Annotated in this window: 20 protein-coding genes and 1 other RNA gene; 8 read left to right on the forward strand and 13 right to left on the reverse strand. The window is 37.9% G+C overall.

All coding sequences use genetic code 11. From position 1 onward, the window contains the following. The first annotated feature begins 32 nt into the window (after window positions 1-32). The 6 genes from zapA to C0T34_RS04610 all read left to right on the forward strand — a co-directional run bounded on the left by zapA (window position 33) and on the right by C0T34_RS04610 (window position 7,077). Window positions 33-362 carry a cell division protein ZapA gene (gene zapA, locus C0T34_RS04585; protein ID WP_023581530.1) on the forward strand — a complete coding sequence of 110 codons (330 nt, stop codon included), beginning with the start codon at window positions 33-35 and terminating at the stop codon, window positions 360-362. A 109-nt stretch (window positions 363-471) separates the two neighbouring features. Beyond that, window positions 472-655, forward strand: a non-coding RNA gene (gene ssrS, locus C0T34_RS04590) — 6S RNA. Window positions 656-826: 171 nt separating this feature from the next. Continuing rightward, window positions 827-1,420 carry a 5-formyltetrahydrofolate cyclo-ligase gene (locus C0T34_RS04595; RefSeq protein WP_098942215.1) on the forward strand — a complete coding sequence of 198 codons (594 nt, stop codon included), beginning with the start codon at window positions 827-829 and terminating at the stop codon, window positions 1,418-1,420. Between the two features lie 110 nt (window positions 1,421-1,530). After that, window positions 1,531-3,582 (forward strand): ABC transporter transmembrane domain-containing protein, encoded by a 2,052-nt coding sequence (locus C0T34_RS04600; protein ID WP_109849758.1) that lies wholly within the window; start codon window positions 1,531-1,533, stop codon window positions 3,580-3,582. 2 nt (window positions 3,583-3,584) lie between these two features. Continuing rightward, window positions 3,585-4,946, forward strand: a complete 1,362-nt coding sequence (locus C0T34_RS04605) for an HlyD family type I secretion periplasmic adaptor subunit (protein ID WP_098942213.1) — start codon at window positions 3,585-3,587, stop codon at window positions 4,944-4,946. A 13-nt stretch (window positions 4,947-4,959) separates the two neighbouring features. Further along, a complete protein-coding gene (locus C0T34_RS04610) occupies window positions 4,960-7,077 on the forward strand; it encodes a type I secretion system permease/ATPase (RefSeq protein ID WP_233063799.1) in 2,118 nt (705 codons plus the stop codon). A gap of 74 nt (window positions 7,078-7,151) precedes the next feature. Here the strand turns inward: C0T34_RS04610 and serA are convergent, their stop codons facing one another. Together serA and rpiA are read right to left on the reverse strand one after the other, a co-directional pair. After that, window positions 7,152-8,402, reverse strand: coding sequence for a phosphoglycerate dehydrogenase (gene serA, locus C0T34_RS04615; RefSeq protein ID WP_098942212.1), 1,251 nt, complete (start codon window positions 8,400-8,402; stop codon window positions 7,152-7,154). Window positions 8,403-8,675: 273 nt separating this feature from the next. Then, window positions 8,676-9,332: a ribose-5-phosphate isomerase RpiA gene (rpiA, locus tag C0T34_RS04620; protein ID WP_072069239.1), complete on the reverse strand. Its 657-nt coding sequence runs from the start codon at window positions 9,330-9,332 to the stop codon at window positions 8,676-8,678. Window positions 9,333-9,493: 161 nt separating this feature from the next. Between rpiA and C0T34_RS04625 the strand changes: the two genes are divergently transcribed. Next, window positions 9,494-10,393, forward strand: coding sequence for a LysR family transcriptional regulator ArgP (locus tag C0T34_RS04625; RefSeq protein WP_069367724.1), 900 nt, complete (start codon window positions 9,494-9,496; stop codon window positions 10,391-10,393). A 74-nt stretch (window positions 10,394-10,467) separates the two neighbouring features. Here the strand turns inward: C0T34_RS04625 and C0T34_RS04630 are convergent, their stop codons facing one another. The 11 genes from C0T34_RS04630 to ampD all read right to left on the reverse strand — a co-directional run bounded on the left by C0T34_RS04630 (window position 10,468) and on the right by ampD (window position 24,940). After that, window positions 10,468-11,202, reverse strand: coding sequence for an oxidative stress defense protein (locus C0T34_RS04630; RefSeq protein ID WP_098942211.1), 735 nt, complete (start codon window positions 11,200-11,202; stop codon window positions 10,468-10,470). Between the two features lie 85 nt (window positions 11,203-11,287). Beyond that, window positions 11,288-11,911 carry an arginine exporter ArgO gene (gene argO, locus C0T34_RS04635; protein WP_098942210.1) on the reverse strand — a complete coding sequence of 208 codons (624 nt, stop codon included), beginning with the start codon at window positions 11,909-11,911 and terminating at the stop codon, window positions 11,288-11,290. Between the two features lie 139 nt (window positions 11,912-12,050). Beyond that, window positions 12,051-12,275 (reverse strand): hypothetical protein, encoded by a 225-nt coding sequence (locus tag C0T34_RS04640; protein ID WP_098942209.1) that lies wholly within the window; start codon window positions 12,273-12,275, stop codon window positions 12,051-12,053. Window positions 12,276-12,386: 111 nt separating this feature from the next. After that, window positions 12,387-13,247 carry a small-conductance mechanosensitive channel MscS gene (gene mscS / locus C0T34_RS04645; protein ID WP_098942208.1) on the reverse strand — a complete coding sequence of 287 codons (861 nt, stop codon included), beginning with the start codon at window positions 13,245-13,247 and terminating at the stop codon, window positions 12,387-12,389. A 92-nt stretch (window positions 13,248-13,339) separates the two neighbouring features. Next, window positions 13,340-13,711, reverse strand: coding sequence for a YacL family protein (locus C0T34_RS04650; RefSeq protein ID WP_098942207.1), 372 nt, complete (start codon window positions 13,709-13,711; stop codon window positions 13,340-13,342). Between the two features lie 137 nt (window positions 13,712-13,848). Then, window positions 13,849-16,446 carry a bifunctional aconitate hydratase 2/2-methylisocitrate dehydratase gene (acnB, locus tag C0T34_RS04655; RefSeq protein WP_098942206.1) on the reverse strand — a complete coding sequence of 866 codons (2,598 nt, stop codon included), beginning with the start codon at window positions 16,444-16,446 and terminating at the stop codon, window positions 13,849-13,851. 519 nt (window positions 16,447-16,965) lie between these two features. Then, window positions 16,966-18,393, reverse strand: coding sequence for a dihydrolipoyl dehydrogenase (gene lpdA, locus C0T34_RS04660; protein WP_075670832.1), 1,428 nt, complete (start codon window positions 18,391-18,393; stop codon window positions 16,966-16,968). Between the two features lie 200 nt (window positions 18,394-18,593). Continuing rightward, window positions 18,594-20,459, reverse strand: coding sequence for a pyruvate dehydrogenase complex dihydrolipoyllysine-residue acetyltransferase (aceF, locus tag C0T34_RS04665; protein WP_109849761.1), 1,866 nt, complete (start codon window positions 20,457-20,459; stop codon window positions 18,594-18,596). 12 nt (window positions 20,460-20,471) lie between these two features. After that, complete coding sequence (aceE, locus tag C0T34_RS04670) at window positions 20,472-23,138, reverse strand: pyruvate dehydrogenase (acetyl-transferring), homodimeric type (RefSeq protein WP_098942204.1); 2,667 nt, start codon at window positions 23,136-23,138, stop codon at window positions 20,472-20,474. Between the two features lie 163 nt (window positions 23,139-23,301). Continuing rightward, window positions 23,302-24,072, reverse strand: a complete 771-nt coding sequence (pdhR, locus tag C0T34_RS04675) for a pyruvate dehydrogenase complex transcriptional repressor PdhR (RefSeq protein WP_098944053.1) — start codon at window positions 24,070-24,072, stop codon at window positions 23,302-23,304. A 325-nt stretch (window positions 24,073-24,397) separates the two neighbouring features. Further along, window positions 24,398-24,940, reverse strand: coding sequence for a 1,6-anhydro-N-acetylmuramyl-L-alanine amidase AmpD (ampD, locus tag C0T34_RS04680; protein ID WP_098942203.1), 543 nt, complete (start codon window positions 24,938-24,940; stop codon window positions 24,398-24,400). A 211-nt stretch (window positions 24,941-25,151) separates the two neighbouring features. On the opposite strand from ampD, the gene ppdD reads away from it, so the two are divergent. Continuing rightward, on the forward strand, window positions 25,152-25,595 hold the full coding sequence (ppdD, locus tag C0T34_RS04685) for a prepilin peptidase-dependent pilin (protein ID WP_098942202.1): 444 nt from the start codon (window positions 25,152-25,154) through the stop codon (window positions 25,593-25,595). Window positions 25,596-25,690: the final 95 nt, after the last annotated feature.

Below are 25,690 nucleotides of genomic sequence, written 5' to 3' on the forward strand. Positions count from 1 at the left end.
ACGTAGCACAGATTTTATGTCAGGAAGGAATCATGTCCGCACAACCCGTTGATCTTCAAATTTTTGGGCGCTCATTACGTGTCAATTGCCCACCAGAACAAAGAGATGCTTTACTGGCTTCTGCTGCTGAACTGGAACAACGATTACAGGATCTCAAAGAGCGCAGTGGTGTTTCCAATACAGAGCACTTAATTTTTATCGTGGCATTAAATATGAGTCATGAGTTGGCAGAAGAAAAGTTAAAAACCAGAGACTATGCCTACAACATGGAAGAGAAAATAAAAATGCTACAACAATCCATTGAACAAGCTTTACACGATCAAGGCAAGCACCATGATCGCACTTTTTCAACTGCGAAGTAGATTTGTTCAGAAAGCATGCGTACACCACGAAATTCACAGATAATAGGTTGCTTTCTACAATTAAAATAATACAATAGTTCATAGATAAGGTGCTTAGCGCACCCACCAAATTTCTCTGAGATGTTTGCCAGCGGGCCAGTCCCCTGAGCCGATATTCGAAACACATAGAACGTGGTGATCTGTTGCTTGTGAGCATACCTGATTCGTTCAGGCAGCCTAATGGTAGCAACACTATGTTCACCTTGGACCATGGGTTCAAGGGTTACAGCTTGCGGCGGCATCTTGGAGACCTCCTACTAAAGTTCTAAACACTAAGTATTTTATAACTACTTAATGTTTAGAACTTTTTTTATGCCTTCATTCTCATATCTTCAACTTCTTCGCTTTCTTACCTCTAAAATGTGATAAATTGATTAAAATGATGGTTTACACTTAATACCAACCGCTTATTGATGGATTGATGAATGACATACACTTCACTTTTTCAACAAAGAGATGAGATCCGCAAAGCTATTCGCCAAAAACGTCGTTTACTCACATTAGAAGAACAACAACAAGCAGCTGATAAATTATGTGAACAAGTTCTTACTCATCCTAAAATCAAACAAGCACAAACTATTGCACTATTTCTTTCTTTTGACGGTGAAATTGATACATCACCGCTGATCTCCCAGTTATGGGCATTAGATAAACAAGTTTGTTTACCTGTATTACACCCATTTCATCGCCATCATCTCCTTTTCTTACGTTACACACCTTCTACAGTGTTAGTAAAAAATCGTTTTAATATTTCTGAACCTCCTTTAAATGTGAACATGGTTATTCCCATCGCTGATATTGATATTATTTTTACACCCTTAGTGGCTTTTGATGCACAAGGCCAACGATTAGGTATGGGAGGTGGTTTTTACGATAGAACGTTAGAAAACTGGCAACAAAAATCATTTTACCCAATGGGTCTTGCTCATACTTGCCAACAAGTTGATTATCTTCCTACCACTAATTGGGATGTTCCATTACCTGAAATTATTACTCCTGAAAAAAAGTGGCATTTTTAAACTATTCTATTTTTTAGCATCAATAATTATCTGTGTTTTTTTATATTTTTTATAAAAAAAACATTCTTAAATACCTTTTACATTTCCCTACTCAAAAGGTATTTATCCTAATGAATGAAAAAGATATTCATTTAATTAAATGCATTAACATTATTATCAACCTAATTAAAAATAAAGAAGTAAAAACAGAACACAATCACACTGTAAATTCATTAGAAAAAGAGCATGGTTTTAAATTAAAGAAAATAAAAGCATACAGCTTATTAAAAAAACAAATTAATCATAAATTAATTCTTATAGATAATAATGACAATTTATTTATTTTACTAAAAAACAATAACAACAATGTTCTTATTTACAACACTCAAAAAAATAAAACAGAAACTATCAGTAGAGATGACTTATTTAAAATAAAATCCGCCTATTATCTTGATTTTAAATCAAATGATGAATTCAGTATTGCTTGGTTTTTTCCTGTATTTAAAAAATATAAAACTACTTTTTATAGTATCTTATTTTATTCATTAGTTTTGCAATTATTACTATTGGCAACGCCTTTAGTTACACAGATTATTATGGATAAAGTCATTGTTCATCAAGCACAATTAACACTTGATGTATTAGTTATTACTTTGGCTTTTATTGCTATTTATGAAGGAGTACTAAAAGGGATTAGAGAGTACATCTATCACCATACAGCAAATAAAATCGATATCGCCTTAAGCTTAAAACTTACTGAACACTTGTTTAGATTACCGATTAGTTATTTTAAATCTCGACAAACTGGTGCCATTGTCACTCGAGTAAAAGAATTAGACATTATTAGAGAATTTATTACTAATACGTTATTAATGTTAATTGTCGATTTTTCTTTTATCTTTATATTTATCTTTGCAATGGTAATGTTTTCGTTAAAGCTAACTTTGTTTTTCATTACCACGATCCCTTTTTATTTTATTTTAGCTAAATTTCTCGCACCTAAAATAGAGCTTTCTGTTCAACAGCTTTATCAAAAAGCGGCAATTAATACTGGATTTCTTACCGAAAGTTTAGGGGGGATTGAAACAATTAAAAGCCTTTCGCTTGAACCTCGATTTACACAACAGTGGTATACACAAATTCATCAGGTCACCTCTAAAAGCTTAGCACTTCAAAATATTGATAATTTCTCGCGCTTTATTGTGTTATTTCTTAATAAAACAACAATAGCATTACTGTTATGGCGAGGTGCCTATGAAGTCATTTCTCTCTCGATGACAATAGGTCAACTTGTTGCGTTCATGATACTCCTTAGATTCTGTTTACAACCCTTTGCGACGGCAATCGATGTTTGGGGTAAATATATCAGAACAAAAACGGCTATCTATAACTTACAAGATATTCTTAATCTTCCTAAAGAGCAGGATACTGCAACACGACAATCCAATATCAAAGGTGAAATTGTCTTTAATAAGGTGAGTTTTTATTATCAAAACAATACTCCTGCTATTTTAAATAATATTTCATTACATATTAAAAAACATGAAGTTATTGGTATTGTTGGTACTTCAGGATCGGGTAAAAGTACCTTAGTGAGAATGATTTTAGGTCTTTATATTCCACAATCAGGCTGTATAAAAATTGACAATATTTCACTTACACAATTTAATTTAACTAATCTACGCCAGCAAATCGGTTTTGTGTTACAAGAGAATTTTTTATTTCATTTAAGTGTCTTTGATAATATTCGATTAACTCATCAACATGCTTCTTTAGAGGAAGTTATTCACGTTGCAAAAATGGCGGGTGCTCATGAGTTTATTTTAAAACTTCCCTTAGGATATGACACACTTATTACAGAAGGAGGAACATCATTATCAGGAGGTCAACGCCAACGTATTGCGATTGCCAGAGCCTTATTACCCTCACCCAAAATTTTAATTTTCGATGAAGCCACCAGCGCTTTAGATGATAACTCCCAAGCCATAATTCAAAACAACCTCCCTCTTATTGCTAAAGATAAAACCGTTATTATCATTGCTCATCGCCTTTCAACTATTCGAAATTGTTCTCGTATTATTGTGTTAAATAAAGGGCAAATTATTGAAGATGGAAACCATGAAGAATTAATTGCAAACAGTGGCTACTACAAAAAACTTTGGCAACTTCAACAAGGATGTTAAGAATGAAACTAAATATATCCTCTATTTTTCTCACTCTTTTTCAGCGTAAAAATAAAGCAAACAATTACGATTTTTACCCTAACCATATTGCTCTTATCGAAAAACCCATCACTCCTTATAGTCGTTATATTGCGATACTTATTTCATTACATGTTATTGCCTTTCTTCTATGGGCTTATTTCGGTAAATTAAATATACAATCCCCTGCAACAGGTAAACTTATTGCTATTGGGCATTCTCAACTTGTTCAAATATATGAACATAGTCGATTAGCAACACTTCATGTAAAGGAAGGACAAAAAGTCAATCAAGGCGATATATTATTAACACTTGATATATTAGGTATTGATGAAGAAATAATAGGAATAAAAAAGAAGATAGATAATATCTTACAGCTTAAAATACGCTATCAAGCATTAAGCCAAGATATATCCCCTCAAAATCTTTACCATTTTAATACGTTAGATAAAAAAGCAAAAAGAAATATTTTAACTAGCTATAAAAAAGAAAAGGAAGAATTTGATAGTAATATAAAAGTAATCGAGAAAGAGATTGAAGTAAATAATAAAAATCAATTAATGACTTACAATGATTTATTATCATTAAAAGAATTAAAAGAAAACATTGAGCAACGATTTACATTAAAACAAACACTGTATATAAAAAAATTTATTAGTAAGATAGAATATCTGGAAAATAAAAAAGAGTTACTAGAAATAAACAGACTGATAAAAACGAAAGATTCAGAATATAACCTACTAAAAAGCCAAAAAGAACAGAAAAAGCAAAATCTAAATCAATTAGAAAAACAAAAGCATCTAGAATGGCATGATAAATATAAACAGTATGAAAGCGAATTGATCATTTACAATCAAAACCTTAACCATATTCAAAAAAAACAGCAACTGAAAAAAGTACGTTCTCCAATAACAGGTACAGTTCAACAAATTTCAACTCATACACTAGGCAGTATATTACAACCATCACAAGGTGTGATGGTCATAGTACCTGATAACCAAGAGAACATTGCTGAAGTTAATTTGCTCAATAAAGATATTGGTTTTGTTCATTTAGGGCAAAAAGCAATGATAAAAATAGATGCTTTTCCTTATACACTCTATGGCACCATGGAAGGCGAAATTATTAATATTGCTAAAGATGCGGTTCAGCACGATCAATTAGGCTCAATTTATCCAATAATTATTAAATTAAACAGACAAACAATTAAAAATAACCAACGAGAATATCGTCTTATCCCTGGTATGTCTTTAACTGCCGAAATAATCACTGAACAACGTCGTGTCATTGATTATATTTTAAGTCCAATAGAAGCTTATCGCCATAACGCACTTACTGAAAAATAAGATCCCTCATATTATGGATAATATAATTAACATGGAAGAAAACCAATATCACCACTCTATTATTGATGGATTACTTTATTTTTCTAAAAAAGGCAGAGGAAATATAAAAAAAGAACAGATCATTCATTTTCTTGGTTGTGATAATCATCTTAACAAATGGAATATTTTTGAAACCGCTCAATTACTAAATTTAAAATGTCAATTTGATACCTTTGATTATGATAAAGAGAAAAAAACTATAATTAATACCCTTATTGAAATAGATAAGCATTGGTATATTTTAAAAGATATAAAAAAGGAAAAGCTTACTATTTTAGAACCTAGAAATAGTATTAAAAGTGAGTTTATTATTGATAAAAAAAAGAAGCTCAATACACTATTACTTATTACTAAAGAGCCTTCACCATTATCAGCTAAATTTGATTTTCGCTGGTTTATTCCTTCCCTGTTAAGACAAAAAAATGCATTACTTTTTATCTTTATTTTGGCTTGTTGCTGTCAACTGTTTGCGTTAGTCGGTCCTTTAATTTTCGAAATTATGATTGATAAAGTACTAACAGGAAGAAATTTATCTAACCTACACCTTTTTGGTTATTTATTGATACTGATTGCTGTCACAGAACCCCTCTATCTTTATTTGCGCGATAAGTTATATATTTTTATTTCTTGTCAGTTAGGCGCTGAATTTTCAGGAAAGGTATTTCAACATCTTATCGGCTTACCTAGCCATTTTTTTAATCAACGCCAATCAGGGCAGATTATTACCCGTATTCAAGAGCTTTCACATATTCGGCAATTTATTACTAACTCTGCTTTTATGCGAATACTAGATCTGGTTTTTATCATCGTATTTATCTCTGTCATGTTCATGTATTCGTCACTTTTAACATGGATAACCTTAGGTGCATTAACACTCTACTTTCTACTTTGGCTTATTTGTGGCCCTTTTATTCGTTATTGGGTTGAGCAGGAATATCAGGCCAATGCGGATAATACCAGTCTACTAACAGAAGCAATAAATGGTATCGAAACAATAAAAATCACAGCAACAGAAAATAAATTTATAGAAAGCTGGCAATACAAACTTACAGATCATATTAACAAACGATTTTCTGGAGCTAAAAAAGCGTTATTTGCACAACAACTTATCTCTATCATTCATAAAATCGCGACAGCCATTATTTTATGGCAAGGTGTTAATTTAATTATCAAGGCACAAATGAGTGTGGGTGAGCTTATTGCTTTTAATCTTTTTGCTGCGCATATTACACAACCTATTTTACGCTTAGCGCAATGCTGGCAAGATTTTCAGCAAGCAACCATTTCTTTGCGTCGTATTGGCGATATTTTAAATACCCCTACCGAACATCATCCTTATGGAACTGCAACCGTTCCTAAAATCACAGGGAGCATTATTTTTTCAAATGTCTATTTCCGTTACGCTAATAACACACCAGATGTCATTGAAGCTCTCTCATTATCTATTCCTGCTGGTAAGTTTATCGGTATTACGGGGCGTTCTGGTTCAGGAAAGAGTACTCTTACACGTTTGATCCAACGTCTTTATACGCCTCAACAAGGGCAAATTTATATTGATGGAATGGATCTCGCTATCGCCGATCCACTCTCTTTACGCCAAAGTATTAGTCTTGTTTTACAAGAGAGTTTTTTATTTAGTGGCTCGATCCTTGAAAATATTCGTTTATCAAAACCCAACGCGAGTGAAAGAGAGATAATAGAAGCTTCTCAACTTGCAGGGGCTTTAGATTTTATTGAGCAACTTCCTTTAGGTTTTAATACCCAAGTTGGAGAAAGAGGTCGCAATTTATCTGGAGGACAACGTCAACGTATTGCGCTTGCTAGAGCTTTATTAACTGATCCGCGTATTCTTATTTTAGATGAAGCAACTTCAGCATTAGATTACAGATCAGAAGCACAAATTTTAGCGAATTTGCCTCAGATTTGTAAAAACAGAACTGTAATTAGCATTGCACATCGTCTAAATACATTAGTACATTCAGATTATATCTATGTAATAGATAAAGGTAGGGTATTAGAAGAAGGAACACATGCTCATTTAATAGAAAATCGAGCACTCTATTACCAATTATGGAAGCAACAAATTCAATAATTAAAATTTGATAAATACAAAAAAAAGGCTCGATATTTCGAGCCTTCAATATATTACCGATAATGTATCAATAATTAGTAAAGCATACGAGCACGGATTGTTCCCGGTAATGCTTTGATTTTTTGTAACACTAATTCAGCTTGAGCTTTCGTTTGTGTTGTAATATCAATCACAACATAACCTACGTTACCTGATGTACGTAAATACTGTGCGGCTACGTTGATGTTTTCTTCAGTAAACACTTTGTTGATGCTGTTCATCATACCTGGACGGTTTTCATGAATATGCAGTAAACGGTTTACATCATCACCGTGGCTTGGCAGTGATACTTCTGGGAAGTTAACAGCAGATAATGTAGAGCCGTTATCTGAATATTTCGCTAACTTGCCCGCAACTTCATAACCGATGTTTTCTTGTGCTTCTTGGGTTGAACCACCGATATGCGGTGTTAATATCACATTGTCAAACTTGATAAGTTCAGAAATAAACGGATCGTTAGGATCGTTATTCGCACCTGGCTCTGATGGGAATACGTCAACTGCTGCACCTGACAAATGCTTAGATTCTAGTGCTTGTGATAACGCAGGAATATCAACCACAGTACCACGAGAAGCATTGATAAGAATTGAGCCAGGTTTCATGCGCTGAATTTCTTCATGCCCAATCATATTCTTGGTTGATGGTGTTTCTGGCACATGTAAGCTGACAATGTCACACATATTCAACAGTTCAGAAAGATGACGAATTTGTGTTGCATTACCTAATGGCAGTTTGTTTTCAATATCGTAAAAATAGACATCTAAACCCACGCTTTCTGCCAAAATACCTAACTGTGTACCAATGTGACCATAACCAATAATACCCAGTTTTTTACCACGCGCTTCAAAACAGCCTTTAGCTTGTTTATCCCAAATCCCACGATGCGCTTTCGCATTTGCTTCAGGAATACGACGCAGTAATAACAGTAATTCACCAAGCACCATCTCTGCCACGGAACGGGTGTTTGAGAAAGGAGCGTTAAATACAGGAATACCGCGACGAGCAGCGGCATCTAAATCAACCTGATTAGTGCCGATACAGAAGCATCCCACAGCAACTAATTTTTCAGCGGCTGCAAAAATTTCTTCTGTTAAGTGAGTGCGAGAACGAAGACCAACAAAACGTGCATCACGGATAGCTTCTTTTAATTCTTCGTCCGATAATGCGCCTTTGTGATATTCAATATTGGTATAACCCGCCGCTCTTAAATTTTCTACTGCACTTTGGTGCACACCTTCAAGGAGTAGAAACTTTATCTTTTCTTTTTCCAAAGATACTTTGACCATTTACCCTGCCCTATCGTTATTACATTTAATGAAAAACAAAATCCTGTCTCATCAACATAACAAAAATAGATTTTGTGGCAATACAACCGATTGCAGTGATGACAGAATAAGCGGTAAATAAAGTGATTTTCTACCGAGTAAAATGATTTTGACTTTGAAAATGGCAGGATTTTAAAGAGAAATATAACTATCGTGTGATATATATCACTGAATTTGCAGTTTCTAAAATAATTTAAAAAAATAGGTAGCCATAGCTACCTATCTTAAAAAGAATTATTTAATGGTTTTCACACCTTCAGAGGTGCCCATTAAAACAACATTCGCGCCACGGTTAGCAAATAATCCTACAGTTACAACACCCGGAATACTGTTAATTTTGTTTTCCAGCTCAATAGGATTAAGAATTGTTAAATTATGAACGTCTAAAATAACATTACCGTTATCAGTTACCACATTTTCACGATATTCTGGTAAACCACCCAGTTTAACGAGTTCACGTGCAACATAAGAGCGCGCCATTGGAATAACTTCTACTGGTAATGGAAATTTACCTAGCACATCGACTTGTTTAGATTCATCAACGATACAGATAAATGTTTTCGCTACACCTGCAATGATTTTTTCACGCGTTAATGCAGCACCACCACCTTTGATCATTTGCATTTGATGGTTAATTTCATCAGCACCATCAACATAGATATCTAAAGAATCAACTTCGTTACAGTCGAAAACAGGAATACCGTAACTCTTTAATTTTGCTGTGGATGCTTCTGAACTTGAAACTGTGCCTTCGATTTGACCTTTCATTGTTGCTAATGCATCAATAAAGTGAGAAGCCGTAGAGCCAGTACCGACACCAACAATCGTGCCTGGTTTTACATATTCAAGCGCTGCCCAACCTACTGCTTTTTTCAATTCATCCTGAGTCATTTAAAAAAACCTTATTTATTACGTTAATGGACTAAGAATAGCATATTGCATTCAAAACTAGCACGAGACACATCAAAAACTGAGAAGCAACATTTTAACTCATTACAACGAAAAATATGGCATAGTAAGCAATAGAATATAAAATCAAAGAGAGTCTGTTAATGAAACGCCCTGATTATCGAGCATTACAAGCCCTTGATGCCGTCATTCGAGAACGTGGCTTTGAACGAGCTGCGCAAAAGTTATGTATTACACAATCTGCCGTTTCTCAGCGTATCAAACAGTTAGAAAATTTATTTGGACAACCGCTATTAGTCAGAACTGTTCCGCCTCAACCTACAGAACAAGGGCAAAAATTATTAGCACTATTGCATCAAGTAGAATTACTTGAAGAACAATGGTTGGGTGATGAAAACAGCGGTTCCACCCCCCTTTTACTCTCTTTGGCAGTGAATGCGGACAGTTTAGCAACATGGCTATTGCCCGCGTTACATCCTGTATTAACGCAACTGCCTATTCGTCTCAATATTCAAGTTGAAGATGAAACTCGCACTCAAGAACGATTAAGACGAGGTGAAGTCGTTGGTGCAATCAGTATTCAGCCACAAGCACTACCAAGTTGTCTTGTCGATCAATTAGGTGCTCTCGATTATCTATTTGTTGCTTCTCCTGATTTTGCTCAACGCTACTTTGCAAACGGCGTAACAAAATCTTCATTATTAAAAGCACCGGCAGTGGCATTCGACCATCTTGATGATATGCATCAGGCATTTTTACAACAAAACTTCGGTTTATCTCCGGGCAGTGTACCGTGCCATATCGTGAACTCCTCTGAAGCCTTTGTGCAATTAGCTAAACAAGGTTCAACCTGTTGTATGATCCCTCATCTGCAAATTGCTAATGAACTAAAAAGTGGAGAATTGGTTGATTTGACACCGGGGCTTTGCCAACGACGTATGCTTTATTGGCACCGATTTGCGCCAGAAAGTAGAACCATGAGAAAAGTGACAGACGCACTCATTGATTTTGGTCGTAAAGTTTTAAAACAGGATGAAGAGTAATATGCTCTTTCATCTTATTAACTCAAAAAAATAGGCTTCATATTGAAGCCTATTTTAATTTCATCACAGCATGATTATTTAGTGCGTTTTAATTCAAAAACCACATCAACATAATCTTTAAACTCGATACTTTGCTGTTCATAGGTTTCTTGCACAGCAGCAGGTGCTTGCGCTTTTAATGCCATTGAATCCATACGAACTTGCCCAATAGTATAAGGTGTGGCTTCTGGAGCACGATAGCTCACACTATAAACAGCACCTAAATCAGCACCAAAACCTTTTGCGACTGACGTTGCTTGATCAATGGCATTTTTAATCGCAACTTCTCGTGCTTTTGATTTGTATTGTTCTGGATTATTTACGCCAAACTCAACGTTATTAATCTCATTCAAACCAGCCGCCAATGCACCATCAAGTAGTGTATTAAGCTGCTCTAGTTTCTTAATTTTGACATTCACAGTTCGTGTTGCAGTATAACCATTAATTACTGAACGCTCTGCTTTTTTATCATACTCATAGTTTGGTTGAGTACGGATATTAGCAGCATCAATATCTTCTTTCACAACACCATTTTCTTTTAAGAAAGCAAAATATTTTGCGACTCGTTCATCGGCTTGCTTCTTAGCAAGAGCGGCATCTTTCGCTCTTTCACTAACCTGAATATATAATGTCGCCATATCAGGAGCGGCTTTAATTGTCGCATTACCCGATGTTGTAATATGTGGTCCTTCTGGCTCAGAAGCAGCTAATGCAAATGAAGGTAATCCCAGCGTAAACACGGATGCTAATACAATTGCTTTTAATTTCACAAAAACCCCCGACATAATAAATTTTAAGACCATCTTTTTATAGCTAAGAAGAACCTTAGCATATCTGATGTAAAGTTCTTTAAGATTAAAAGAGAGTTTTCCATCCTTGTGCTGCTAATTGAACAGCAATAAACCACATTACACATCCTACAAATAGATTAATAATACGTTGAGAGTGCGCTTTGCTTAATATTGGAGAAAACCAAGCCGCAAGTAGTGATAACGCAAAAAACCAGCTTATAGAGGCAAATACCGCACCAAATGTAAACCAAGGGCGTAATTCTGATGTTAATTGCCCGCCAATGCTACCTATCACAACAAATGTATCTAAGTAAACATGAGGATTAAGCCAAGTCACGGCAACTAATGTCACAATCACGCGCCAACGGCTTTTTACCTGATTTTCACTTTGTGATAATTCAATATCTTTTGAAAACGCAGTTCTAAATGCATTCCAGCCATACCATAGTAAAAACGCCACACCTCCCCATGTGATCAATAATAAAAGTATTTCTGATTGACTGAGTAGAGCACTTCCACCAAAGACACCCGCCGTAATTAAAATAACATCACTTAAAGCGCATAAAAATGCACTCATTAAGTGAAACTGCTTTTTACTTCCTTGCTGTAAAACAAAGGCATTCTGCGCACCAATTGGTAGGATCATTGCTGCACTTAATAAGAACCCCTGAAAAAAAGTTGTGAACATGCAAAATACCTTAATAGTTATTCATTTTATCTTAGATGAATAATAGAGGGATTTTGATATTAGAGGAAATGAATCATTCTTATTGAGAATAAGAAAAACTAATAGTGATAAAATAGGAAAAAATGAAGTGCTAATAAGATTAATAGGATGAAATAGCCATACTCACTAATAGCATAAAAATAAAATTAGACCAAATTGTGACATGAGGTGTTACCACAATTAGTGCAGTAATAAATAAGATAATACGTGCTCGTTTTTTCTCTGCTTTATGGAAATACCACAATAATAAGAGCGCCAAAACAAACACAATATAACTATCAACGTAATGCAAAACAAAAAAGAAACTCCTTAATATTATCTCCATCTTTAGTATCCAATCCCTTTTATAGTCTGTGTTATCTTATTATTTCTCTTGTCTTATCATACAAAAAAGCCACGTTATTAACGTGGCTTTATGTCATCTATTCTTGTGAGACTATTCTGCTTTCGCTGCCGCACTTGGTGTTTGATGCATATAAACATCCATTTGTGGGAATGGAATACCGATATTATTCGCATCTAATGCGCGTTTAAAATCTTCCATTAAATCCCAATAAACAGGCCATGCATCGCCATTAGTTGTCCAAACACGCACCACAAAGTTTAATGAAGACGGTGCCATTTCATGTAAACGGATAGTTACGCCTTTATCGTGTTGAATGCGTTTGTCTTTCGCAACAACATCACCTAAGACTTGTTTAACTTTATCAATATCAGCATCATAAGCCACACCAACAATAATTTGTGTACGGCGATTAGGCTCACGACTTAAGTTTATCACTTCACTGCTGATAATTTTACTATTTGGAATAACGATAATTCTGTCATCGGCTGAGCGTAATGTTGTAGAGAAAATCTGTACATCTTTTACCGTACCTTCTACAGAGCCAATCATCACATATTCATCTGTACGGATCGGACGGAAGATAACAATTAATACACCCGCAGCAAAGTTAGACAGTGATCCTTGTAAGGCCAAGCCAACAGCTAAACCGGCAGCACCTAATACCGCAATAACAGATGCTGTTTGAACCCCTAATCGTCCTAATACCGCAATTAAGGTAAAAGCAACAACAGTGTAACGAACTAAAACAGATAAAAATGTCACAACCGTAGCATCAATATGGCGCAATGTAAGAACTCTTGCGACACCTTTACCAATCATTTTTGCGACAAAAAGACCAATAAACAGGATCAAGAATGCAGCTACAATATTCACAGCATATTGAATAAAGAGATCCTGATTTGCCACAAACCAACCTGTTGCTTCATCTAAACTAGCGGGTAATTCATTCATTAGACCACCTTTTAAACTTAAAAACGTAATGAAAAGAATAGTAATTCAATAGTATATTGTGGCAGATTTATTCAAAAAATATATAGGAATTGTTAATTTCCTCTATTTTCCAGAATAAATAACCGATATTTTTGTAACATGGTAGCAAAATCATCTAAACCACAAAAAGAGATGCTTTCGTTATCGTAATAGCTCATCCCTTCTTCCATTTCATCTGTTTCAAAATGCAAGGTATTAGCTCTTACCATCACTTCTTCATCATCAATAGAAAGACTGTATTCTTTACCGATAAGTTCCCACTGTCTTTCACTACCTTTAATACCTTCCATTTCTTCAAGAATTTGATCGATAAGACTAATGTCGCCCTGAATTTCATCATTCAGCCAATAGCCTATTGCTTCATGATCCATCGAAAAACGGGCTAGTATACCGCCAGTGAGATCTCGCTGAAATTCATAATCCATGGTGTACGCCCCTTATAAAGCTCTTGCTTTTTTAATAAAAAAATATCTTATTCTTATTATGACAAAAATAACAAAAAACGGGAGGCATTTGCCTCCCGTTTGTTCATATTAAATACTTTAAAGCAATAAATTAACTGTTATACCGTTGTTTGGAAAATAACTTGGTCTGCTTTATCGGTATATTGCTCTAGTTGGTCAAAGTTTAGATAGCGATAAGTATCTTCTGCGGTTTCATCCACTTTATTCATGAAATCCAGATACTCTTGAGGCTCTGGTAAACGACCTAGTAATGAAGCGACTGCTGCAAGTTCCGCAGAAGCAAGATACACATTAGCACCTGTACCTAAACGGTTAGGAAAGTTACGTGTCGAGGTTGAAACGACTGTTGCGCCATCAGCAACACGCGCTTGGTTACCCATACATAGTGAACAACCCGGCACTTCGATACGAGCTCCGCTCTTACCAAAGACGCTATAATAGCCCTCTTCCGTTAATTGCGCCGCATCCATTTTTGTTGGTGGAGCAACCCATAAACGTGTTGGTAATTGACCTTTGTGTTGATCAAGCAGTTTACCTGCAGCACGGAAGTGACCAATATTGGTCATACAAGAACCAATGAACACTTCATCAATTTTGCTGTTTGCCACTTCGGATAATAAGCGAGCATCATCTGGATCGTTAGGCGCACATAGAATTGGCTCTTTGATCTCATTTAAATCAATTTCGATCACTGCTGCATATTCTGCATCTGCATCAGCTTCAAGTAATTGCGGATCTTTCAACCAATTTTCCATTGAAGTGATACGACGTTCAATAGTACGACGATCGCCATAACCTTCAGCAATCATCCATTTCAGCAAGATGATATTAGATTGCAGATACTCAATAATTGGTGCTTTATCCAATTTAATAGTACAACCCGCCGCTGAACGTTCTGCTGATGCATCGGCAAGCTCAAATGCTTGTTCTACTTTCAGTTCTGGTAAGCCTTCAATTTCAAGAATACGACCAGAGAAAATATTCTTCTTACCTTTTTTCTCAACTGTCAGTAAACCATCTTGAATTGCATAATAGGGAATAGCATGAACTAAATCACGCAGCGTCACACCCGGTTGCATTTCGCCTTTAAAACGTACCAGAACAGATTCTGGCATATCTAATGGCATTACCCCAGTTGCCGCAGCAAAAGCCACCAGGCCTGAACCGGCAGGGAATGAGATACCAATAGGGAAACGAGTATGCGAGTCACCACCTGTACCGACAGTATCAGGTAGTAACATACGGTTTAACCATGAGTGGATAATACCATCGCCCGGACGCAGTGAAACACCACCACGGTTCATAATAAAGTCAGGCAAAGTGTGATGAGTTGTAACGTCTACCGGTTTTGGATAAGCCGCGGTATGACAAAATGATTGCATTACTAAATCAGCAGAGAAACCAAGGCACGCTAAGTCTTTTAGCTCATCACGAGTCATTGGGCCTGTTGTATCTTGTGAACCTACTGAAGTCATTTTTGGCTCGCAATATTCGCCTGGGCGAATACCTGTACGGCCACAAGCACGACCTACCATTTTCTGAGCTAGCGAGAAACCACGATTGCTTTCTGCAACAGGTTTAGCGTGACGGAACAGTGTGCTAACAGGTAAACCTAGTGATTCACGCGCTTTCGACGTTAATCCACGACCAATAATCAATGGAATACGACCACCTGCACGAACTTCATCAATTAATACTTCAGTTTTCAGTTCAAAGGTTTCCAGTAACTCATTCGTTTCATGGTTACGAATTTCACCTTTGTATGGGTAAATATCAATGACATCACCCATATTTAATTTAGAAACATCAACTTCGATAGGTAGTGCACCTGCATCTTCCATAGTATTAAAGAAGATAGGCGCGATTTTGCCACCAAGAACAACACCACCACCGCGTTTATTAGGAACGAAAGGAATATCGTCTCCCATAAACCAAAGCACAGAGTTAGTTGCTGATTTACGTGATGAGCCAGTACCTACAACGTCACCAACATAAGCCAAAGGGAAGCCTTTTTTATTTAACGCTTCGATTTGTTTGATAGGGCCTACACTACCTGGTTGATCTGGTTCAATGCCTTCACGCGCATTTTTCAGCATTGCTAAAGCATGCAATGGGATATCAGGACGAGACCAAGCATCAGGTGCTGGAGATAAGTCATCGGTATTGGTTTCACCAGTGACTTTAAATACGGTAACAGTAATTTTTTCTGCTAATTCAGGGCGCTCAGTAAACCACTGTGCATCAGCCCAAGATTGCATGATTTGCTTAGCATAGACGTTGCCTGCTTTCGCTTTTTCTTCAACATCATAGAAGTTATCAAACATCAGTAATGTGTGAGAAAGCGCTTTAGCTGCAATTGGAGCTAATTTATCGTTGTCCAGAGCGTCAATTAAAGCATGGATATTATAGCCACCTTGCATGGTGCCTAATAATTCGACTGCTTTTTCTGGTGTGATAAGAGGTGATGTGGTTTCGCCTTTCGCGAGGGCAGTTAAAAAACCCGCCTTAACATAGGCAGCTTCATCAACTCCGGGTGGAACGCGGTTAACAATTAAATCAAGAAGAAATTCTTCTTCACCTTTAGGGGGATTTTTTAATAGCTCAACAAGTGCGGCTGTTTGTGTGGCATCGAGAGGTTTTGGAACGACACCTTCAGCTGCACGCTCTGCTACGTGCTTACGGTATTCTTCTAGCACGACTGTCTCCTCGCTTCTTTGTCATTTTGTATAACCCGGCTGTCTGCACCCTGTCTGTTGAAGGATGCCAGGTCAGAGGATCTTTTGCTCGCATAAAACATAAGAGGTTGTAAAATTATGCCCAGCTAAGGGCTATCAGCATAGCAAATCTTCAACACGATGTTAATTCGTTCACATAAAAGTAACATTAATCAGATTCAAATATCCACTTATTCAGATTAAAACACTTAAACAAAATATATAACAGGGACTTTTAACCAAGATTTTGGTTAATAACCACACTTTTTATAGTTTTTTTCATCCTCAAATTAGAACTAAAGCCAAATTAGCGGTTAAATAAACGACAAAAATGCCTAATCGCTAATATTCCTCTTCATTAAGCAACGCTAGCTTCAACAAAAAGACATAAAAAAAGAGCCAAGTTCTATAAAGAACTTAGCCCTTATCATTTAAACTACTTTAGCAAACTGTTTTCAGCAAAACTATTTTCAGTAAAGCTGTTTTCAGTAAACAAGTTGCTTATTTTTTCTTTTTCGCTTTTGGATTTGGCAGGTCAGTGATACTACCTTCAAATACTTCCGCAGCCATACCGATTGACTCGTATAACGTTGGGTGAGCGTGGATAGTTAATGCGATATCTTCAGCATCACAACCCATTTCAATTGCCAGACCGATTTCACCTAACAGTTCACCACCGTTAGAACCAACAATTGCACCACCGATAACACGGTTAGTTTCTTTGTCGAAAATCAGTTTAGTCATACCATCTGCACAATCTGATGCGATTGCACGGCCTGATGCTGCCCAAGGGAAAGAAGCCACTTCATAGCTAACGCCTTTCTCTTTCGCTTCTTTTTCAGTCATACCAACCCATGCAACTTCTGGTTCAGTATAAGCGATTGATGGAATAACTTTAGGATCGAAGTAATGTTTCTTACCAGAAATAACTTCTGCTGCAACGTGACCTTCGTGCACACCTTTGTGAGCCAGCATTGGTTGACCAACGATGTCACCGATAGCAAAGATGTGAGGTACATTAGTACGCATTTGTTTATCAACATGGATAAAGCCACGATCATCAACTTCGATACCTGCTTTACCTGCGTCTAATAGTTTACCGTTAGGTACACGACCGATAGCAACTAATACTGCATCGTAACGTTGTGGTTCTGCTGGGGCTTTTTTGCCTTCCATTGTTACGTAGATGCCATCTTCTTTTGCTTCAACTGCAGTTACTTTGGTTTCTAGCATCAGGTTAAATTTCTTGCTGATACGTTTGGTAAATACTTTAACCACGTCTTTATCAGCAGCAGGAATAACCTGATCAAACATTTCAACTACGTCAATCTGAGAACCCAGAGAGTGATAAACCGTACCCATTTCCAGACCGATGATACCGCCACCCATAACCAGTAAACGCTCTGGTACAGTTTTCAGTTGCAACGCATCTGTTGAGTCCCATACACGTGGGTCTTCATGTGGAATGAATGGTAATTCGATTGGACGTGAGCCGGCAGCAACGATTGCATTATCAAAAGTGATGGTAGTTGTACCTTCAGCACCTTCAACAGACAATGTATGAGAACCTGTGAATCGTGCTTCGCCATTAACGACAGTAACTTTACGGCCTTTAGCCATGCCAGCTAAGCCACCCGTTAACTGAGAAATAACTTTATCTTTCCAGATGCGAATTTTGTCGATATCTGTTTTTGGTGCGTCAAATACAACACCGTGTTCAGATAATGCTTTCGCTTCTTCGATAACTTTAGCAACGTGGAGTAACGCTTTAGAAGGGATACAACCCACGTTCAGACAAACACCACCTAAAGTAGAGTGACGTTCTACTAAAACTGTTTCTAAACCTAAGTCAGCGCAACGGAACGCCGCGGAATAACCCGCAGGGCCTGCACCGAGAACCACTACCTGTGCTTTAATTTCAGTACTCATCGTGACCTCATTATTTATTTGTCCGGCGAGTCAGACGATAATCCATATTTAACACCGAGACTTACATACCGCATGCAGTTTACAGAAATGTTAATAAACTGAAAAGCGCTCTAACATGACGGATCTCACAACCTAAGATGTATGACTGTAAAATCCATCACTGTAATCAGAGAAACCGGCGCTAAGCACCGGTTTTAAAATTACATTACCAAACGACGTAAATCACTCATGTACTGATTAATCAGAGTGATGAATCGAGCACCATCAGCACCATCGATCACACGGTGATCGAAAGATAATGACATTGGTAAAATCAAGCGTGGTACGAATTCTTTGCCGTTCCATACTGGTTTCATAGAAGAACGGGAAAGTCCCATAATCGCAACTTCTGGTGCGTTAACGATTGGTGCAAAACCGGTAGTACCGATACCACCAAGGCTAGAAATAGTGAAGCATCCGCCTTGCATATCTGCTGCTGTCAGTTTACCTGCACGTGCTTTCTTAGAAACTTCAGCTAACTCATAAGACAGTTCGATAATGCCTTTTTTGTTAACATCTTTGAAAACAGGAACAACAAGACCGTTCGGTGTATCTACAGCAATACCGATATTGATGTATTTTTTCAGGATCAGTTTCTGTCCATCTTCAGAGATAGAGCTGTTAAAGCGTGGCATATCTGCCAGTGCTTTCGCTGCTGCTTTCATTACGAAGACTAACGGAGTGATCTTAACATCCAGTTTTTTCTTCTCTGCTTCTTTATTTTGCTGTTTACGGAATTCTTCAACCTCAGTGATATCTGCTTCATCAAACAGATTTACGTGAGGGATCATCACCCAGTTACGGCTTAAGTTAGCACCAGATATTTTCTGGATACGGCTTAATTCAACTTCTTCAATTTCACCAAACTTGCTGAAGTCAACTTTTGGCCAAGGTAACATGCCTGGTAATCCACCACCTGCATTTGCTGGTGCAGATTCAGCACGTTTAATTAACTCTTTCACGTAAGACTGAACGTCTTCACGTAAGATACGACCTTTACGACCAGTACCTTTCACTTTCGCTAAATTCACACCGAATTCGCGCGCTAAGCGACGAATAACGGGTGTTGCATGAACGTAAGCGTCATTTTCAACAAACTCTTCTTTCGCTGTTGGCGCAGTCGCTTGTGCTTTAGCAGGTGCTACCGGAGCAGAACTTGCTGGCGCTGGCGTTGCTGCCACTGGTGCTTGAGCAACAGGTGCTGCACCGGCAACTTCGAAAGTCATGATCAGTGAGCCCGTTTTCACTTTGTCGCCCACTGCAATTTTGATCTCTTTAACCACACCAGCAAATGGAGCTGGAACTTCCATAGAAGCTTTGTCACCTTCAACAGTGATCAGTGATTGTTCTTCAGAGATGGAATCACCTACTTTCACCATCACTTCAGTAACTTCAACTTCGTCACCACCGATATCAGGAACATTCACTTCTTTCACAGCAGATGCTGCAGGTGCAGATGCAACTGGTGCTGGTGCTGCTTGAGCAACAGGTGCGCTACCTGCAACTTCAAATACCATGATCAGAGAGCCTGTGCTCACTTTATCACCGGTTGCAATTTTAATTTCTTTCACTACGCCAGCAAATGGTGCTGGAACTTCCATTGAAGCTTTATCGCCTTCAACAGTAATCAGTGATTGTTCTTCAGCAACGCTATCGCCCACTTTTACCATTACTTCAGTAACTTCAACTTCGTCACCGCCGATATCTGGAACGTGAACTTCTTTCAATGCAGCTGTTGCAGGCGCTGCTACTGGTGCAGGTGCTGCGGCTTGAGCTGGTGCTGCTTGCGCGGCACCTTCTGCTTCAAAAATCATGATAAGAGAACCTGTTTGGACTTTGTCGCCCACGGCAATTTTGATCTCTTTAACCACACCCGCTTGTGGTGATGGAACTTCCATAGAAGCTTTATCGCCTTCTACGGTGATTAAGGATTGTTCTTCCTCAATGCGGTCGCCCACTTTCACCATCACTTCGGTGACTTCAACTTCATCAGCACCGATATCTGGGACTTTAATTTCAATAGACATTCACTTTACCTCTTACGCCAGACGTGGGTTTACTTTTTCAGGGTTGATGTTGTATTTTTTGATTGCTTCTTCAACAACCTTCACATCAATCTCACCACGTTTAGCTAATTCACCTAATGCAGCAACAATCACATAAGAAGTATCAACTTCGAAGTGGTGACGCAGGTTTTCACGGCTATCAGAACGCCCGAAACCATCTGTACCTAACACGCGGTAATCATCTGCCGGTACATAAGTACGAACTTGTTCAGCGAACAGTTTCATGTAGTCAGTAGAGGCAACAGCTGGTGCATCATTCATAATTTGAGCGATGTAAGGTACACGCGGTGCTTCAGATGGATGTAGCATATTCCAACGTTCACAATCTTGACCATCACGAGCCAATTCAGTGAATGAAGTTACGCTATAAACATCAGAACCAATGCCGTATTCAGCAGACAGGATTTGTGCTGCTTCACGAACGTGACGTAGAATAGAACCAGAACCCAGTAACTGAACTTTACCTTTCGCGCCTTCCAGTGATTCCAGTTTGTAGATACCTTTACGGATACCTTCTTCAACACCGGCTGGCATTGCTGGCATATGGTAGTTTTCGTTCAGTGTAGTGATGTAGTAATAAACGTTTTCTTGTTTATCACCATACATACGCTCTAAACCGTCTTGCATGATAACAGCTACTTCATAAGCGAATGCTGGATCATAAGAGATACAGTTAGGAATAGTCAGTGATTGAATATGGCTATGACCATCTTCGTGCTGTAAACCTTCACCGTTAAGTGTTGTACGACCTGAAGTACCACCTACTAAGAAACCACGAGCTTGTTGGTCGCCTGCAGCCCAGCATAAGTCGCCAATACGTTGGAAACCAAACATTGAGTAGTAGATATAGAATGGGATCATTGGCAGATTGTTAGTGCTGTAAGATGTTGCAGCTGCTAACCAAGATGCGCCAGCACCCAGTTCGTTGATACCTTCTTGTAGAATTTGACCTTTAACGTCTTCTTTATAGTAAGCAACTTGCTCACGGTCTTGAGGCGTATATTGTTGGCCATTCGGGCTATAAATACCGATTTGACGGAACAGACCTTCCATACCGAAAGTACGTGCTTCGTCCGCAATAATTGGAACTAAACGATCTTTGATAGATTTGTTTTTCAACATTACGTTCAGAGCACGAACGAATGCGATAGTTGTTGAAATCTCTTTAGATTGTTCTTCCAGTAATTGGCTGAAATCTTCCAGTGCTGGGATATCCAGTTTTTCTTCAAAACGTGGACGACGAGCTGGCAGATAACCACCTAAATCCTGACGACGTGCATGCAGATATTTGTATTCTTCTGAGTCTTTATCAAAAGTAATATAAGGCAGGTCTTTGATTTGCTCATCAGCAATCGGAATATTGAAACGATCACGGAAATGGTGAACGCCATCCATGTTCATTTTCTTAACTTGGTGAGCAATGTTTTTACCTTCTGCCGTTTCACCCATACCATAACCTTTGATGGTTTGAGCTAAAATAACAGTTGGTTGATTTTGAGTGTCTTTTGCTTTTTGGAATGCAGCAAAGACTTTCTTCGGATCGTGACCACCACGGTTTAATGCCCAGATTTCATCATCAGTCATATCTTTAACTAATGCAGCTGTTTCTGGGTAACGATTGAAGAAGTGCTCACGAACATAAGCGCCGTCACGAGATTTAAATGTCTGGTAGTCACCATCCAGAGTTTCATTCATTAATTGAATGAGTTTACCTGAAGTGTCTTTACGCAGAAGCTCATCCCAACGATCGCCCCACATTACTTTGATAACGTTCCAGCCAGCACCCGCGAAGATACCTTCTAATTCGTTAACAATTTTGCCGTTACCTGTAACTGGGCCATCAAGACGCTGTAAGTTACAGTTAATCACGAAGCACAGGTTGTCTAATTTTTCGCGAACTGCGATGGTGATAGCACCTTTAGATTCTGGCTCGTCCATCTCGCCATCGCCTAAGAACGCATAAACAGTTTGTTTAGTCGTATCTTTTAAGCCACGGTGATTCAAATATTTCAGGAATTTAGCTTGGTAAATTGCAGATAGTGGTCCCAGACCCATAGAAACTGTTGGGAACTGCCAGAATTCAGGCATTAATTTAGGGTGCGGATAAGAAGATAAACCTTTACCACCAATCTCTTGACGGAAGTTATTTAATTGATCTTCAGTTAAACGACCTTCTAAGAATGCACGAGCGTAGATACCTGGGGAGATATGGCCTTGGAAGTAAACTAAGTCACCGCCATCAGTTTCATTTTGCGCACGGAAGAAGTGGTTAAAGCACACTTCATATAAAGTTGCAGAAGATTGGAATGACGCCATGTGTCCGCCGAGTTCCAAATCTTTTTTGGATGCACGCAGAACCATCATTACTGCGTTCCAGCGAATAGCAGAACGAATACGACGCTCTAATTCCAGATTGCCAGGGTAAGCGGGTTCATCTTCAGCAGGAATGGTATTGATATAATCACTGTGTACAGAACCGCCTAAAGCGATATTAAGACCACCATTACGGGCTTGTTTTAATACCTGATCAATCAGGAACTGTGCACGCTCAACACCTTCTTCACGGATGACCGAGTCGATCGCTTGTAACCAGTCGCGAGTTTCGATCGGATCCACGTCATTTTTCAGCATATCTGACATGGTGTATTCCTTATCTGTTATCTGTTTTTAATGGTTATGGGAGCCTATCTTCCCGTTATACCCATCTGATATGACGGGAAGATAGGCCCTGCTGTTATTACCGCTTCCCCTGAAAATCACAGGGCGATAGGTAGTACAGACTCAGCGGTCAGGATCTGTGCTACTAAAATAAATCAGGATGTTGTTGTAGCCGGCGCAGAGAGCGCTCACGGCGAGTATGTTCACGACTCATATCCAACAAAACATCTTCAATAAAGGCCAAATGGCGATGTGATGCTTCACGCGCAGCTTCTGGCTCTCTATTAATAATAGCCTGATAAATCTGACGACGATGCTCACTTACTGCAGTTAACATCTCTTTACGAGTGTAAAGAAACTCAAAATTCTGGCGGATATTTTGCTCAAGCATTGGCACCATGCATCGTAATAGATGCAATAAAACGACATTATGAGCAGCTTCCGTGACAATTAATTGATATTGCAATACAGCTTCAGACTCAGCGGCTAAATCACCCTTTTCATGGGCTTTCAAAATGCAATCATGGCTAGCTTTGATACGTTCAAGATCTTCATCAGTACCACGTAATGCAGCGTAATATGCGGCAATACCTTCAAGTGCATGACGAGTTTCTAAAAGATCAAATTGAGATTCGGGATGTCCGCTAAGCAGTTGAGCTAAAGGATCGCTAAAACTTTGCCAGAGATTGTGCTGAACAAAAGTACCACCGCCTTGGCGACGGAGTAAAAAGCCTTTAGCTTCTAATTTTTGGATAGCTTCACGCAATGAAGGACGAGATACATCAAATTGCTTCGCCAGCTCACGCTCAGGTAAGAGTTTTTCTCCCGGACGCAGAGTACCTTCTAAAATCAGATGCTCAAGCTGTTGCTCAATAACATCAGAAAGCTTAGGTTGGCGGATTTTTGTATAAGCCATATTGCTGGAAACCATTATTGGATAACTATTACCTTAGTGATTGAGTTGTCAATTGGTAATACCAATTTAATATAACGGATAATAAAGTAACAAAGTATTCACTAACTGTCCATACAGTTGTTGAGCGAAATCATAAAAACCTGCAAATTTTAACAAATTATTTTAAAAATTCATCAAAAGTGATAACTAGATCGCATTATCTAGAAACGTTAAAAATAAATTTTTTAACGTTTTTTAAACACATAAACAGTCAAACTGAAGCGTGACAGCAATGCTATTTTGAATTTAAATTCTAATTAAGTGAATTAAAATACAATTTTAGTGGTTATTTTGTTAACAAATTGCGGTAATAGGCCCAATCAAAGTGAGGCCCCGGATCGGTCTTTCTATTTGGTGCAACATCACTATGCCCAGTAATGTTCTCTTTAATGGCTGGATAAAGAACAATAAGAGATTGAGTTATCTTCACTAATTGTTGATATTGCTGCTGGGTAAAATCGCACTCATCAGTGCCTTCAAGCTCAATACCGATTGAAAAATCATTACATTTTTCTCTGCCTTTATATAAAGAAACGCCAGCATGCCATGCTCTTTCAGTAAAAGGCACATATTGCACAATTTCTCCATCACGCCGAATCAAACAATGAGCCGATACTCTTAAGCTAACAATCTCACTAAAAAAAGGATGATCTTGCTCTGATAATGTATTGGTGAAAAGTTGGTCAATATAAGGCCCACCAAATTCACCAGGAGGTAAACTGATATTATGAACAATTAATAAAGAAGGGATCTCACCTTCAGGTCTCTTATCATGATTAGGTGAAGGAACCTGTCTAGCATCGATTAGCCAACCTTGTTTAATTTTCACATCAACCCTCTTTTATTTTGTTTTAGTCATTATCAATAACTTTATTAACTCATACTCATCAATAAATGCGAACTTTCCCTCAATAATAAAAGTTAAATATGTATATCTCCTTTTTCTTTTCGATATTTTACTCAAACTTTATCTTATCTATTCGCTAATAAAGTCTTTTTTTTTCATACTTCTAGTGTCTATTACTCAAGGAGGACGCTAGATGAATGTACTTAATTATCACTCTAATGAAAATGGTTTTACCCTTATGGAGCTTATGATTGTGATTGCTATCATTTCAATTTTAAGCTCAGTGGCTATTCCCGCCTATCAAGGTTATATCCAAAAAGCCGCATTAACCGATGTCTTACAAACACTGTCTCCCTATCGTTCTGCGGTAGAATTATGCCGTTATGAAAATGAACCTCAACACTGTAATTCTGATTCCTCTTTTATGCCGCAACAATTTCGTAGTCGATATTTATCCGATATAAATGTGTTACACGGTGTGATTAGTGCAACAGGAAAAACTCAGCTTGATGGTCTGACAATCACAATGTCGTCAGAGAAAGGAGTTAACGATCTCGTTCCGATATGGAAAACACAATGTTCTACAACAAATCTTACGTTGCAAAAACAGTGTAGTGAGATTTTAAAATCATATTAATGCTCTTATATAAAGGGAGCACTCGTATCGAGTGTTCCTATTGTGCACTTTAAACATTGAAGACAACACAGATAAGTCAAAAAGTATTAAAGAGG

Source organism: Proteus sp. CA142267 (assembly GCF_003336825.1).
In the GTDB taxonomy this organism is placed as follows: domain Bacteria; phylum Pseudomonadota; class Gammaproteobacteria; order Enterobacterales; family Enterobacteriaceae; genus Proteus; species Proteus terrae.